The 14,416-nt window shown below is 38.7% G+C and carries 12 protein-coding genes; 5 read left to right on the top strand and 7 right to left on the bottom strand.

Going from position 1 to position 14,416, the window contains the following annotated elements; all coding sequences use genetic code 11:
- The first annotated feature begins 163 nt into the window (after positions 1–163).
- Positions 164–1,399: a beta-ketoacyl-ACP synthase II gene (gene fabF, locus CYJ36_RS20345; RefSeq protein WP_101569093.1), complete on the top strand. Its 1,236-nt coding sequence runs from the start codon at positions 164–166 to the stop codon at positions 1,397–1,399.
- 794 nt (positions 1,400–2,193) lie between these two features.
- Here fabF and CYJ36_RS20335 read toward each other — a convergent pair.
- A complete protein-coding gene (locus tag CYJ36_RS20335) occupies positions 2,194–3,093 on the bottom strand; it encodes an NAD(P)/FAD-dependent oxidoreductase (RefSeq protein ID WP_101569091.1) in 900 nt (299 codons plus the stop codon).
- Between the two features lie 438 nt (positions 3,094–3,531).
- On the opposite strand from CYJ36_RS20335, the gene CYJ36_RS20330 reads away from it, so the two are divergent.
- Positions 3,532–4,653, top strand: a complete 1,122-nt coding sequence (locus CYJ36_RS20330; RefSeq protein WP_101569090.1) for an acyltransferase — start codon at positions 3,532–3,534, stop codon at positions 4,651–4,653.
- Positions 4,654–4,749: 96 nt separating this feature from the next.
- On the opposite strand, the gene CYJ36_RS20325 is transcribed toward CYJ36_RS20330, so the two are convergent.
- A complete protein-coding gene (locus tag CYJ36_RS20325; RefSeq protein WP_101569089.1) occupies positions 4,750–6,216 on the bottom strand; it encodes an ATP-binding protein in 1,467 nt (488 codons plus the stop codon).
- Positions 6,217–6,469: 253 nt separating this feature from the next.
- Positions 6,470–7,504, bottom strand: coding sequence for an FUSC family protein (locus tag CYJ36_RS20320; protein WP_101569088.1), 1,035 nt, complete (start codon positions 7,502–7,504; stop codon positions 6,470–6,472).
- 268 nt (positions 7,505–7,772) lie between these two features.
- On the opposite strand from CYJ36_RS20320, the gene CYJ36_RS20315 reads away from it, so the two are divergent.
- On the top strand, positions 7,773–8,654 hold the full coding sequence (locus CYJ36_RS20315; protein ID WP_101569087.1) for a sulfite exporter TauE/SafE family protein: 882 nt from the start codon (positions 7,773–7,775) through the stop codon (positions 8,652–8,654).
- Positions 8,655–8,720: 66 nt separating this feature from the next.
- On the opposite strand, the gene CYJ36_RS24560 is transcribed toward CYJ36_RS20315, so the two are convergent.
- Together CYJ36_RS24560 and CYJ36_RS24555 are read right to left on the bottom strand one after the other, a co-directional pair.
- A complete protein-coding gene (locus tag CYJ36_RS24560; RefSeq protein WP_257962578.1) occupies positions 8,721–9,296 on the bottom strand; it encodes a hypothetical protein in 576 nt (191 codons plus the stop codon).
- Positions 9,280–9,618 (bottom strand): hypothetical protein, encoded by a 339-nt coding sequence (locus CYJ36_RS24555; protein ID WP_257962576.1) that lies wholly within the window; start codon positions 9,616–9,618, stop codon positions 9,280–9,282. Before CYJ36_RS24555 ends, CYJ36_RS24560 begins: the two co-directional genes overlap by 17 nt.
- Positions 9,619–10,608: 990 nt before the next feature.
- Between CYJ36_RS24555 and CYJ36_RS20300 the strand changes: the two genes are divergently transcribed.
- On the top strand, positions 10,609–11,388 hold the full coding sequence (locus CYJ36_RS20300) for a 3D domain-containing protein (RefSeq protein ID WP_101569086.1): 780 nt from the start codon (positions 10,609–10,611) through the stop codon (positions 11,386–11,388).
- 501 nt (positions 11,389–11,889) lie between these two features.
- On the top strand, positions 11,890–13,335 hold the full coding sequence (locus tag CYJ36_RS20295) for a DEAD/DEAH box helicase (RefSeq protein ID WP_101569085.1): 1,446 nt from the start codon (positions 11,890–11,892) through the stop codon (positions 13,333–13,335).
- A gap of 73 nt (positions 13,336–13,408) precedes the next feature.
- Here the strand turns inward: CYJ36_RS20295 and CYJ36_RS20290 are convergent, their stop codons facing one another.
- Positions 13,409–13,840 carry a hypothetical protein gene (locus tag CYJ36_RS20290; RefSeq protein ID WP_101569084.1) on the bottom strand — a complete coding sequence of 144 codons (432 nt, stop codon included), beginning with the start codon at positions 13,838–13,840 and terminating at the stop codon, positions 13,409–13,411.
- Between the two features lie 226 nt (positions 13,841–14,066).
- Positions 14,067–14,276 carry a hypothetical protein gene (locus CYJ36_RS20285; RefSeq protein WP_101569083.1) on the bottom strand — a complete coding sequence of 70 codons (210 nt, stop codon included), beginning with the start codon at positions 14,274–14,276 and terminating at the stop codon, positions 14,067–14,069.
- Between the last annotated feature and the right edge of the window lie 140 nt (positions 14,277–14,416).

The following is a 14,416-nucleotide window of genomic DNA, read 5'->3' as shown; positions in this document are numbered from 1 at the left end:
ATTAGTAAATTTTCTTGCTACTTAAATAGTAAGTCTTTTAAACTATTTTTTCAATGATTAGCTGTGGTTTCTTTGCCGGAGGAAGATAGGGTGGAAAGAACTTGAAACTTGATGATAAAATACTCATTAACAGATTCATATATTCCCGAAGGAGGCGAAAGATATGAAAAAGAGAGTTGTCGTTACAGGTCTTGGAGCCGTAACACCGCTTGGACTGACCGCAGACGAAAGCTTTGACAAGATTAAGAAGGGCATAAGCGGCATAGGACCCTTATCGCATATCGATTCTAGTATTTATAATGTAAAGGTCGCAGCAGAAGTAAATGATTTTAAACCAGAAGATTATATGGACGTCAAAGAAGCAAGAAGAATGGGCAGGTTTACACAGCTTGCCGTAGCTGCAAGTAAAATGGCTGTAAAGGATGCGGAGCTTTCAATCGATGAAAACAATGCAAATCGCGTGGGAGTTTGGATTGGCTCTGGCATCGGGGGTTTAGGCGAATTTGAAGAGCAGCACATTAAGTTTCTGGAAAAAGGGGTAAGAAGAGTCAGCCCCTTTATCATTCCAATGCTGATCCCTGATTTGGCAGCAGGCAGAGTTTCCATTGAGCTAGGTGCGAAAGGAATAAATTCTTGCACGGTAACTGCATGTGCAAGCGGGGCAAACTCAATTGGCGACGCCTTTAAAGTCATTCAGCGCGGAGATGCTGACGTCATGATAACCGGCGGAACAGAAGCTGCCATTACCCCAATGACAGTGGCAGGATTTTCAAACATGACGGCGCTGACTGCAAATCCCGATCCAAAAATGGCTTCAAGACCATTTGATAAAAACAGGAATGGTTTTGTTATTGGAGAAGGAGCAGGCATTTTAGTATTGGAAGAGCTTGAGCATGCATTAGCACGGAATGCCGTGATCTATGGAGAAATTACCGGGTATGGTGCGACCGGTGATGCCTTCCACATCACAACCCCTGCCCCGGAAGGAGAAGGGGGCCAGCGCTCCATGATAATGGCACTTCAGGACGCTGAACTTGAGCCGGAAGCTGTTGATTATATCAATGCACATGGAACAAGTACTCATTATAATGATCTTTATGAAACACAAGCAATTAAAGCTGTATTCGGAAGTCATGCCTATGAACTCCCGATATCCTCTACAAAATCAATGACTGGTCACTTGCTCGGTGCAGCAGGTGCAATAGAGGCTATTTTTTCTGTATTAGCCATTAGAGACGGAGTAATCCCGCCGACCATCAATTATGAAACAGCTGATCCTGAACTTGATTTAGATTATGTACCGAACGAAGCGAGAAAAGGGGAGTTGAATGTAGTATTAAGCAACTCACTTGGTTTTGGCGGTCATAATGCGACTCTTGTGTTTAAAAAATACGAATAGTAAAAAGCCGGCTGCGAATGTAGCCGGCTTTTAATGTGGGGTAATGCAGTTGGAGCCCATAGTTAATAGACGATTGGCAGAATGGGAGAAAAGCGGGATGGAAGAGCTTAAATAGAGATTGAATCTGCCGCATTGAGGCCGTGATACGGTGAAAAAACGAAAAGGCTCGCATTGAGGGGTCAATACGGCCAACAAAAGTCTCAATGTGCTGCAATGAGTTCGTTATATGGCACAAAAACGAAAAAGTGGTCCTCAATCAGCTGCAATGAGGCCATAATCTGGCACAAAATCGAAAAGAGGTCCTCAATCTGATGCATTGAGGCCCTAATAGGGCACAAAAACGAAAAGTGGGTCTCAATGTGCTGCAATGAGTTCGTTATATGGCACAAAATAGAAAAAGATTCCATTAATGATCACAAATTGATAGTAGGCGAGCAAATGTTGTCCAGTGTGAATACAAATAGGTAATTACGGCTTCAAATGAAACCATGTTCTAATCGGTAAAAGATGCTTTCAACAATTTGAAATTAACGTCAACAAGTTAAACCAGATTCCAACGATCCGAAATCAGATCCGAAAGATCCAAAACCAGATTCCAACGAGCCGAAACCAGATTCCAACGATCCATAACCAGATCCCAATGAGCCGAAACCAGATTCCAACAAGCCGAAACCAGATCCCAATGAGCCGAAACCAGATTCCAACAAGCCGAAACCAGATCCAACGAGCCGAAACCAGATCCAAACGATCCAAAACCAATCCCATCAAGCCAGACCAATGCCAACTAATCAAAATTATAACAAACTCTTATGAATCCAAATCGCTGCCTGACAGCCCTCGCCCATTGCAATGGTCACTTGTTCAGAGTGTGCGACAAGGTCTCCTGCCGCCCAGACATTTGCTGCACTTGTCTCCTTTGTCCTTGGATCCACCAGCACATGCTTATTCTCCAATCTTTCAGCTCCAAGCATACTGGCCAATTCTGAATGGACTTTATTTCCGCCAAATGCGATAAAAGCTCTTTCTCCATATATTTCTTTTCCATTAGTAAGCTGAACGCCTTTAAATTGAGAAGTATCATCTGCTAAAACAGAAACAATTCTTTCTTCTAAATATCGAATGCCCTTCTCCTGAAGTTTTATTTTCATATCATCCGGTAATTTCTCTTTTTCATGATTGATATATGTAAGATTTCTTGTCCAGTATGTCAGCGTAAGGGCCATGTTTGCTCCTGCCATTCCTGAACCAAGCACTAGCGTCTTTTTTTTCTGAACCTCATATCCGTCACAATCAGGGCAAACATAAATGCTAATTCCAAGACACGGTTTCAGATTTGGAATGTCAGGGATACGATCTGTTAGACCGGTCGTAAGCAAAATCCGTGCAGCACTAAATATGTCTCCAGCGGCCGTCTCTACACTAAAAAAAGAACCATCTTTTCTAATACTTATCACCTGATTATTTAAAAAACAAATACCTGAACGTTCTGCCTGTTTTTTTCCAAGGTCACGCAGAAATTCACCGCTAACCCCATCAGGCCATCCTAAAATATTATGGTAGCTTCTGCATAAAGTAGACCGGCCAGAACCCGAATCAATCACAAGCACTTTACGATTATAACGACCAAGCTGGATTGCAGCTTGAAGTCCTGCTATACCTGCACCTACGATAATGCATTCGTATGGATCTTTCATTTTGTAACACACCTTTTCCTGTAAAGATAGTGTTAGGATGTGTTAATTTTTGAACTTGATTCTCAGATAAATTAGAACAACATAGAGGCATATGTCCTTACTATTGACTCCCTTCTAGTACTTTATAGGACATACTATAATGAACATCATCCTTTTCATAAGCCTTCTGCTCCAATAGGTATTGTCATTAAATCCTCATAGAAGAAACCTTTACCAAAAACCAATGACCTTTCAACCAACTTTTCCTATCGATTATTTCTTAGGTACAAAACCTTACAAACCGCAACAACGGATAAAGCGTTTACAAGTTCTGCAGGTGAATCATTCGTCCCCATTTTCAATTTGCTACTAAAGACCACTCTTTGCAAAAAGCCAACATTTGTATGCTGATTCCCATTAAAATGAGAATGGATTTTAGATTAGAGGGAGGGAAAATGAATGTCTGCTCAATCAACAGATGCATCAAGTCAAAAAAACAAAAAATACATTTTTGAGATTCATTTTTTAAGGGCATTTGCCTGCCTGGCGGTTGTGGGAGTGCATGTTTCAGCGACACATTACGGAATGAATGATGAAACATGGCACCCGTTTACTTATTTTCTTAACCAAGTTGGACGGTTTGGGACAACCATATTCGCTGTCATCAGCGGTTTTCTCCTCTTTTATCAGGTGAAGAGAAAAGGGTTTGAAATGGGAAGCTTTTTCAAGTCGCGCTTTTCTAAGATTTTGATGCCATTCCTGATCTGGAGCTTGGCTTACCGCTTTCTTTTATACTATTATGACAAACAAGCCTTCGGAGATCCTGGAGCGGAATTGAAAAAGATTTTAATGGGAGATTCCTTTTATCATCTATATTTTGTTGCTATTGTTGTTCAATTTTATTTTATTTTTCCTTTTCTTCAAAAATTATTCCGTACACAGACGCTGATGCTCGTGTTTGCGTTTGTTTCGTTGATTATCAGCTATAATCTTTATGGATTTAACCCAGGTATAGAAGGGGCATTTGGAGAATTTTTGGCTAGTAAATCATTTATGCCAATTTGGATATTCTACTTTGCATTTGGTGGCTTTCTTGCTTATTTTTGGGATGAAATAGTAGGCTTTGCCACGAAGCGTCCTTGGAAGATGCTCGCATTAGTCTTGATTGTTTTGGGATGCGGAGTGTTCGAGTATCAGACTGTTGGCTATATATCAAACAGAGGACTTTCAAACTTAATATATATTCCATTGCTTTGTATTGCTACGATTGGCATTTATCCACTGCTGGCAAAGTGGAATGTAATTAAAAAACCATTAACGCTGATTGGCCAGTATTCAATGGGGATCTATCTTATTCACCCGATGATTTTGTATTTATTTGCGAGACACCTCCCAGATCAATATTGGTCAGTGAATTATGTCCCGCTTATGTTTTTGGCAGTGATGCTAATAGCAGTCATTTTTATCCGAATTCTGCAGTTTATTCCGCTTAGCGGCTTTATTATACCGGTGCCGAAAATCAGAAAAACGAAGCAGGCAGTTCAACCGGAAGCTGTGGAAAAAAAAGTTCAGTCTGCATAGGTGCAGTCCAGAAAGTCCAGTCCAGAAAGTCCAGTCGATGACTGGGCTTTTTTTTGTACGGCAAAAAATGCGTCCCATCCCTTAGGCCGTATTCATTCAATTCGGAAATGTAATGGTAAAGCAAGTTCCCTCATTAACTTGGCTGCTCACTTCAATCTGACCTCTATGATTATGAACAATTTTATAGCTTACCATCAATCCCAGACCATTACCGTCTGATTTGGTTGTATAAAAAGGGACTCCTAGTTTTTGGATATGTTCCTCTGACATTCCGACCCCGGTATCTTTAATGGAAACCTTGATTTCTTTGCTTGTTTCTTCAATTGAAATATGAATTTCGCCGCCTGAGGGCATCGCTTCAATTGCATTTTTTATAATATTTAAAAAGACCTGTTTTAATTGATTACTCTCACCAAATATGAAAACCTCTTCTGCTGGAATGACCGGATGTATGATCACATTTTTCAATAGTGCTTCTGGCTCTAGCAGCTTAATGACACTAAAAACAATTTCAGGCATGCTGCACTTGCTGAAATAAGTTGCATGAGGCTTTGCAAAAACCATAAATTCGCTGACGATAAAATTAATGCGTTCGATTTCGCTTAAAATCGTATCTCCATATTTGATTCCATTTTCTGTTTCAGTTAATAATTGAACAAAACCTTTAATGGCAGTCATAGGATTGCGGATTTCATGAGCAATACCGGCAGCCAATTCCCCAACCATAGATAATTTTTCCGCTTTTCGCAGCATGTCTTCCGTTTTTTTCGTTTCGGTAATGTCATGCTGAATGGAAATATGCTGATACGTCTCTCCTTGCTCATCAATAAAAGGGACAATTGTCGTATCAACCCAATATTCTGATTCATCCTTCGCCCGGTTCAGAATTTCACCTTTCCATACTTCACCGCGCTTAATGGTTTGTAATATATCATCAAAAAATTCGCTCGTATGAAAGTGTGAATTTAAAATATAATGACTTCGGCCAATGAGCTCTTCTTTTTTATATTTTGAAATCTCGCAAAATCTATCATTCACATAAATAATTTCATCGTTTTTGTCCGTAATTGCAAAAATGGCTGCTTCATTCAAAGCATTTTTAAGATCAGCAAGCTCCTTAAGAGTGATTTGCAGATCTTTATTCGATTCATCAAGTGCAAACTTTGTCACTAATAGATTCTCACTGTAATGGGTAATCATTGTCCCTGACATCATCTGCAGGAGGGGATCGAGTTTTCTGATCGTTTCAAACAATACTGAGATTGGAATGGTTTCTGATTGCTCTTCAAGAAAATCGATTAGAACCGCCCGGATGTGGGCCATGCTTTTAAGAGATTTTTCAAGTGCAGATGGAGACTCGGTTAATCTTGGGGCAATTAGTTTCGCGCATGTCCTGAATACATGCTCAAATTCCTGGTTTTCTTCATGCAAATAGTCCCCGATCAGCTGATAAAAGGTATTCAGGATTGCTGCATGATTTTTAAACTCTTGAGATCTTTCAATGGTTTTAGCCGTCAAGTCTACGCTGAAAGCTTTGATTTTTATGCTTAGATCAGTTTCCATCGTGTCATCCCTCACAACTTTTGATACATGTTAAATTAGACATAAAGACTGAATATCCTTCAAAGTTTAAAAGTATAACAAATGGAATTCAGTTAATATAGATGGTTTTTGTCTTCAATCATCGTGTTTAAATGGGAAATATCATATATGATATGTGAATTTTACATGATTATATTTTACTAGAATAAAGAGGCTATGAGATTTCAGCATATGCTTCATAATATGCAAAAAAAAAGCCCGAGTTTGGGCTTTATTATCCTTCATTATCTGCTCTTTTCACAAACCGATCTACGAGCTGATCAAGCCTCTTCAGCTGGAAAGCATATTCATAAACAGCCGATGCAACAACAGTTAAGCGCTGGTTTTCAAGCTTTTCGGAATCTGATTCCATCATTTGGATAAGGAAGATTCTGCTTTCGCGAAGAAAGGTATCATCTTCAAAACGGTCATTTGTCTTGATTTTCCCTTCGTACTTAAAGAGGAGATATTCATGCCATTTTATTAATTGTTCAATCTGGGAATCAAACAATTGATCATCCACGATCGTACTTCTGCTTTGAAAATAATGCTCTTCAATGACCTTTAAAACGTCTGCAGCCTGCTGAATGGTTTTTAGCATTTGCTTAAAAACCACTAGTTCCCGCACATTCAGCGGATTTACCTTCGCCATTTTTTCCCGTTCTTCATCAAAGATTTCGTATAAGTCCTCAAGCTTTTGCAGCTCGCTTCTAAATTCTTTTTGCTTTTCCTGATAATACTTTTCTGTCAGTTCATCTGAAATAGCAGTCCGCATTAATAGTGACATTGTTTCAAAAACAGATTGAACTTTAGCGTAGTAATTTTCTTTATATTTTGGTGGGAGGATCAGCAAATTCACAAGAAAAGCAGAAGCAATTCCTATTAATATAATTAAAAAACGATTCCAGACAAATAAGAAGTCCTCATTTCCAGGAGCACTCATAATCGCTAAAACCGTCACCAAGGTCAGCGAAATGGTAGCATCCATTTTTAACCTTAAACTGATGATAATGACCGATATGACAACAACCCCAATGACAATTGGATTACTGCCGAAAAAGAAGATGGCAAAGAGGGCAAGCGCTGCTCCAAGTGTATTTGCCTGAACTTGATCCATCACTTGCTTCCATGTCCGGTAAATGGAGGGCTGTATGGTGAAGATAGCAGCAACACCTGCAAACACGGACGGCTCTAATTGAAAAATTGAGCAAATAAAAAGGGCAAGTGAAACCGATAATCCAGTTTTTAAAACTCTAGGGCCTAGTATCAAAAGGAAGTGACACTCCGTTTCTATTTAATGTTTAGAGTTTTATTTTAGCAGATATTCAAAACGAATAGAAAAGACTGATATATATGGAGATGTACAAGTCTTAAATTTTTTTATAAAAATAAAGAATGAAATTAAACCTTGTAAGCTTATAGGAATTATGTATAATAAAATTACATAGAATATTTATAATAATCAGACTGATTGGAAAACCAAAGGTCCTTAACTTATTGTTAAGGACCTTTTTCATTTCCGAAGGGGAGGAATTGTTGTGCGTAAATTGATTATTTTTGCTTTCATTGGTTTTTTGGCTCAGCTTATTGACGGTTCATTAGGGATGGCTTATGGCGTTACTTCAACGACAATGCTGCTTACATTTGGAATTGCTCCAGCCGTAGCATCAGCCTCTGTTCATTTAGCGGAGGTCGTTACAACTGCGGCATCGGGAGCATCCCATATTAAATTCGGCAATGTTGATAAGAATGCTGTGTACAAATTAATCATTCCGGGATCCATTGGGGCGTTTGCAGGAGCGTGTTTTCTTAGTAATTTGCCAGGAGACCTTGCAAAGCCATTTATAGCGGTCTTCCTTTTAGCATTAGGACTTTACGTTCTCGTTCGATTTCTATTTCACTTCGAAACTCGGCAGCAAAATGAATCACTTGCTTTAACCCGAAAAAAATCGATTCCGCTTGGTTTAATTGCAGGCTTCGCAGATGCAACTGGCGGCGGGGGCTGGGGGCCAATTGCAACTCCAGTTCTTTTATCACAAAGAGGGACTTCTGCCCGAAAGGTTGTCGGGACAGTCGACACAAGTGAATTTGCCATCGCTGTTTCTGCCACACTTGGCTTTTTCATTTCGCTCGGCTGGGAGCAAGTAAACTGGTATTGGGTTTTTGCCCTAATGATCGGCGGCATCGTTGCAGCTCCGCTGGCAGCTTGGCTCGTCAAAAAACTTCCTGCTTATCTGCTTGGTGTATTAGTGGGAGGATTTATTGTTCTTACAAATTCAAGAACGCTGCTTACAACATGGGAAGCAGACGCTGCTGTTGTTCCTTTTATTTACGGATTTATAATTATTGGATGGGCACTTGCGGTAGGATATGCGGTTAGAAGGAATCGGGTGAAATCGGAAGAAATAATCAGTGTTTAAATCAATGAAGTAACCCTCCCTTGATTATTCAAGGGGGGTTCTTTTGTGCGAAAGGAGGAGTTTAAATTACTCATAATCATAAAAACTTCTTTTTCCCTCTAACAAGGATTCAGCCAGTTTTAATGCTTTTGTTGTTTCGTTTTGTTTGATGTAGTACTGAAACAGTTTCTTTTCATAATGATCAACCAGGATGTTATAGCCGCTGTTACGAAAATGCTCTAAGGCTGTCGTTTCGATATATTGATAATAATGGCTTTCTTGGTTGTTCAATAGGTAAAGCTGCAGCTGAAAATAGACGAGTCTTTTATCATTTCTTTTTTTACAAAGATTCATGCCTTCTTTGGCAAGAGAAATCAGCTCTTCTTCCGGCAAAAGTTTTCCTTTGTGACAAGCTGAAAGATAGCTTTCAAGTGTCGTTAAGTATTGAGAGTTGTCTGTGCTTATTAATTTCATTGCCTTCTTGTAAATATCCGAAGCTTCTTTAAACTTTTTACGTCTGGAGTGTTCAAACGCCAGGTTATGCAGGAGTTTCGCTTTTCGATCTTTTGCCGTACAAGCATCGCAAAGTTTCAGGAGGGAATCATACTTTTGCTTCGTATCTTCGAAATCGTGAAGTTCCTTCGCGTTAAGCTGTGCAATCATTGTTGTTTCTGTATCTATGATTCTTAGAATGTTTAATGTTCTGCGGAAATAGTTCAAGGGCTTTTTCATATTTAGAAAGCAATAGCCGATAAATAGTTAAATAATCAGGTAAATCCTTTAATGTTTCTTGTTCGATTTCAGCCTTCAGACTTTCCACTTCGCGTGTTCTTTGCATGATCATCGCTTCGTGCCAATCAGATAGCTTTTCATTTAGACTGTTATAGCGGGCTACCTCCGATTTAAGATCAATCTTCAGTTGTTTGGAAAGTAAATACGTTATTTCATCAGAGTATTCCGTAATACCTCGCTCAATTTTACTCAAATGGGTGACGGAGCAAATGCCCTGAGACAAGCTGACCTTGTGTAAGTCCTTCTTTTTCGCGATAAAATTTAATGAGTTTTCCCTCGATCATATCCCTCACCCCAGCTGCTTGAACTTTTCTATTATTATAGAAAAGTTTCAATGGCGAATCTAGCGCCTTGGAAGAAAATAAATTTTGATTGAAGTACTAGTAAAGCAATAAAAAAACGTCTGTACACATGAATAGACGTTTACGAGATAAATTGTATAAAGAAAGCGATTAGGATTGCGCCTGAAAGTCCGAGAAACAGGTCTTGTTTTGTCATTTCCATTTCATTTAACCGTTTTAACATTTATAAATCTCCCCCTTTATTTTCTTATACTAGTAAGACGAGCTGCGTATTAAATTTGTTTCAAAAAATATAGAAAAAGAACAGCAAAATTTTGCTGTCCTTCTAAGGCTTAATAATCAATTATCTTTAGGTGACAAACCAATCTGTTTTAAGAATTCAACTAATCCTTTTTTTCCAATTTTCTCTTTCGGTTTGGCGTTGGATGCTGCTTCAGGACCAACTTTTAGGAAGTTCGATTCGATGAAACGAACGTCGGTTTCATTGACAGCACCGTCTTGATTGATATCAAGATTCGGATTGCTTGGATTTGTTTTTCCATAATGATTGACTGCAAGCTGAAGGTCAAAACAGATGCTGGTTTGAAATTTTATTCTGTAAATGATTTTTCACTCTAGAAATAAATTCTTTAGGTCAAGCCTGCTAATCTCGGATGATAATAATGAAGACTTGCAGAGAAACGATGAAAAACTACCTAATTTAGGAAGAAGGTTTTACAGGAAAACAAGGAATAAAGAGGGAATTTTCAGTTTTTCAGTAAGGTTATTGTTATGGTTCTGTTACAATTGTAACTCATTTATTATCTCGCTGTTTTTTACAAGCCTCTTTTTTGTGATAACATGGTCTACATTCGTTATTGCTGACTAGGAGGAGGAACAATATGAAAAAAACTATCTTTTCATTAGCGGCTGTAGCCGCACTAACAACTACAGCAGGAATAAACGCACAAGCAGAAGAGGTTGTCGTAAACAAAGGAGACACTCTCTGGAGCCTATCACAAGAGCACAAGGTTTCAGTGGATGATATGAAAAAATGGAACGACTTATCATCAGACATAATTATTGCAGACAATACATTAAAAATTTCAAATGAAGAAGTGTACACAGTAGTTGCAGGTGATACGCTTTGGAGCATTGGAGAAAAATTTGATGCGAGTCCAGATCATATCTCAGATAAAAACGAATTATCAGGAGATGTGATTCATCCTGGACAAGAGCTTGTTATATACAATGAAGCAGACGATCAAACAAAAGAAGCACCAAAAGCAGAAGCAGTTAAAGCAGAACCAAAGGACCAAAATCCTTCAGTGAATGAAGCAGCTGCCAGTGCAACGTCTGAAAACGATGCCGTCAATGAAGGTGAAGATGTAGCAAAAGAGATTACTGTATCAGCAACAGCTTATACAGCAAATTGTGAAGGCTGCTCAGGAACAACGGCAACAGGTGTTGACTTAAAAGCAAATCCTGACAAAAAAGTGATTGCGGTTGATCCAAATGTTATTCCATTAGGATCGAAAGTATTTGTTGAAGGCTATGGTTATGCGACTGCTGAAGACACAGGCGGTGCCATAAAAGGAAATCGCATTGATGTATTTATTCCATCAGAAGATGCAGCAGCGTCTTGGGGTAATAGAGAAGTAAATGTTAAAGTATTAAATTAATAGATTAGCAGTTAGAAAGTGCAGCGGATTTCTCATTAAGAGGATTGGCTGCACTTTTTTGTACGAACTTGTGGCAAGCAGGTGTTTGGTCGGATAATAAATACTTCATATCGGATCACAAAACACGGTTTTTGGATAATAAGATGACATGTGCGGATAGTTAAAAAAACTTTTCAGATAATAAATCTAGAAACCATTCTTCTAGGATGTTGCCGTACGTAAAAAGGGCTCACTTCTCCTAATGTGATGTGATGAAATGTCAAAGGCAGCTGAATTTTTGGGTTTTTGGAATTTCAGTATGAATTCTGTGCGTTTTTGGACTGAAAATGCAAGTAGCAGTACCCAGACAGTAAAGTGCAAAACTAAATATAGCAGAGACCTCTATCAAGAACATGGGCTAACAAAACCCAATATTTATTCCGCTCCTGCCTGCAATTCAAGTATAATGAGGATTCGTACGTTAAATACTTGAAAAAGACACAAGAAAAATGAGGTTGCTAAATGAGTCATAATCGTTTTCATGAATATAAATTAAGCGCGGAAATTGTCAGAGCTCTTGAAAGCTTGAATTATACAGAGCCAACAGAAGTACAAAAGAAAGTCTTGCCGATTGCGTTAGAAAAAAAGGATCTTGTCGTGAAATCCCAAACTGGAAGCGGCAAAACAGCTTCCTTTGGAATTCCGCTTTGCGAGATGGTTGAGTGGGAAGAAAACAAGCCCCAAGCGCTGATCCTTACACCAACAAGGGAGCTTGCAGCGCAAGTAAAGGAAGATATCACAAACATCGGCCGATTTAAGCGGATAAAAGCAGCGGCCATATATGGAAAACAGCCATTTGACAGACAAAAAATCGAGCTTAAGCAAAAGACCCATGTCGTTGTAGGAACACCTGGAAGAGTGCTGGATCATATTGAAAAAGGAACGCTTCCCCTAGAGCGGCTTCAGTATTTAATCATTGATGAAGCAGACGAAATGCTGAATATGGGCTTCATCGATCAAGTAGAAGCGATCATCAATGAGCTGCCTACAGATAGAGTGACAATGCTTTTTTCAGCCACATTACCGAAAGATGTTGAAAATCTATGCCATAAATATATGAAAAATCCAACAGAGATCGAGATCAAGGCAGCAGGACTTACAACTGCAGCAATTGAACATTCCATAATAACGGTTAGAGAAGACGATAAGTTTTCGCTCCTTAAAAATGTAACGATTGTTGAAAATCCGGATAGCTGCATCATCTTTTGCAGAACGCAAGAGCAAGTTGATTCTGTGTACAGCCAATTGAACCGGGCTAATTACCCATGTGATAAAATTCATGGCGGTCTTTATCAGGAAGATCGATTCGCCGTTATGAATGATTTTAAAAGAGGTAAGTTCCGCTATTTAGTCGCGACAGATGTAGCCGCAAGAGGAATTGACATTGATAACATCACCCATGTCATCAACTATGATCTTCCTCTTGAAAAAGAAAGCTATGTTCATCGCACAGGAAGAACCGGAAGGGCTGGAAAAACAGGTAAAGCCATCACGTTTGTCACACCTTATGAAGAAAAATTCTTAGCTGAAATTGAAGAATACATCGGTTTTGAAATACCTAGAAGAGAGGCTCCTGCCAGTAATGAAATTTCTAGTGGAAAAGCTGCTTTTGATGAAAAAATAACTGCACGCCCTGTCATAAAAAAAGACAAAAGTGCCCAGCTGAATAAAGGAATAATGAAGCTTTATTTTAACGGAGGCAAGAAAAAGAAAATCCGTGCAGTCGATTTTGTGGGAACAATTGCAAAAATACCTGGAATAACAGCAGATGACATTGGCATTATCACCATCCAAGACAACGTATCATATGTTGAAATCTTGAATGAGAAAGGCCCAATTGTTCTGAAGGCAATGAAAAATACGACGATTAAGGGCAAGCTTTTAAAGGTACATGAAGCTATAAAATAAGTGTTTTTACAAGATAAAAGCGAAAGCCCTGTTTCCTTGCAGGTCCTTCGCTTTTTTAGGTTCAGCGGAAGTATTATTTCTTTTTATCCGCCAGTTTCCCTTCGATTGCGGCCAACTCTTTCTTCTTTGCTTCAATCGTTGTATTTAATTCGGCAAGTTGAGCATTCATTTTTCCCAAGTTTTCTTTAGCCTCTATTGTTTGATTCTCAAACTTCTCTTTATCCGAAATAATTGCGATTACTGCATCAAAATCTTTTTGTTCATCTTCTATTTCCTCACTTACATCTTCAAGTTCTTTTTTCAGAAAGGTAAGTTCGGATCGTTTTTCAGCTATAACCGTTTGGATATTATCATACGTAAGTTTTTCACCTGAAATATCTGCAGTAGCTACTTTTTTGCCAATGGAGAAAGAAATGAATAATAAAAGAACGACAATAATCGGAATGAATATCCTCAGAATGATTGCTTTCATTTTGTGATTTGTTTCTGTTTCTGGAGCAGACAATGTTTTTTCCCTCCTTTATAATGCTAAATGGAATAGAAGAGTTTTGGCAGAAGTGGTTTCTAATTGCAGAATCACGCAAAGAACCGAATAGGATGAAAAAGAGCCCATTTTCCTGAATTGAAGTATAAATTATAGTATGCTGCTGAGGAAAAAGCGCTTCATATAACGAGGCGTTTTTAGTTATTTTTATTAATAAAAGCGATGCAAACGCACCGCTTTTCAAAACTTATTCATCATCACGTACAGTATCATCCACAATCGCAAAAAGCTGCCGATCAAATAAGTCATCACTGCATAAAAAATGTTCATCAGGCTTTTGATTCACAATCGTTTTTAATTCCCCTTCGTCACCTTTCGCATTAATAACCTCAAAGATCTGATTAAGGCCCTCAGACGTTTGAGTGTCATCCGCACTTTTTGTTTCCTTATCCTTCATCGATATCAGCCTCCTTTAATGGATAGCTTTCGCCGTAGTAGGATAAATTACACACTTCAATAATTCACAAGACAATTGCATTTCTCGTCAAATACCGATATGGTTTGAAAGGAAGAATAATTTGAAGCGCAAAAGGATGG

It is taken from the genome of Bacillus sp. UMB0893 (assembly GCF_002858905.1).
GTDB lineage: Bacteria > Bacillota > Bacilli > Bacillales > Bacillaceae > Bacillus_P.
Note: the sequence above shows the minus strand (reverse complement) of the source record. Positions and strands in the feature narration are given on the sequence as shown.

Coding starts and splice junctions, on each gene's coding strand:
- fabF (WP_101569093.1), top strand. CDS start 164: ATGAAAAAGAGAGTTGTCGTTACAGGTCTTGGAGCCGTAACACCGCTT.
- CYJ36_RS20335 (WP_101569091.1), bottom strand. CDS start 3,093: ATGAAAGATCCATACGAATGCATTATCGTAGGTGCAGGTATAGCAGGA.
- CYJ36_RS20330 (WP_101569090.1), top strand. CDS start 3,532: ATGTCTGCTCAATCAACAGATGCATCAAGTCAAAAAAACAAAAAATAC.
- CYJ36_RS20325 (WP_101569089.1), bottom strand. CDS start 6,216: ATGGAAACTGATCTAAGCATAAAAATCAAAGCTTTCAGCGTAGACTTG.
- CYJ36_RS24560 (WP_257962578.1), bottom strand. CDS start 9,296: ATGATTGCACAGCTTAACGCGAAGGAACTTCACGATTTCGAAGATACG.
- CYJ36_RS20300 (WP_101569086.1), top strand. CDS start 10,609: ATGAAAAAAACTATCTTTTCATTAGCGGCTGTAGCCGCACTAACAACT.
- CYJ36_RS20295 (WP_101569085.1), top strand. CDS start 11,890: ATGAGTCATAATCGTTTTCATGAATATAAATTAAGCGCGGAAATTGTC.
- CYJ36_RS20285 (WP_101569083.1), bottom strand. CDS start 14,276: ATGAAGGATAAGGAAACAAAAAGTGCGGATGACACTCAAACGTCTGAG.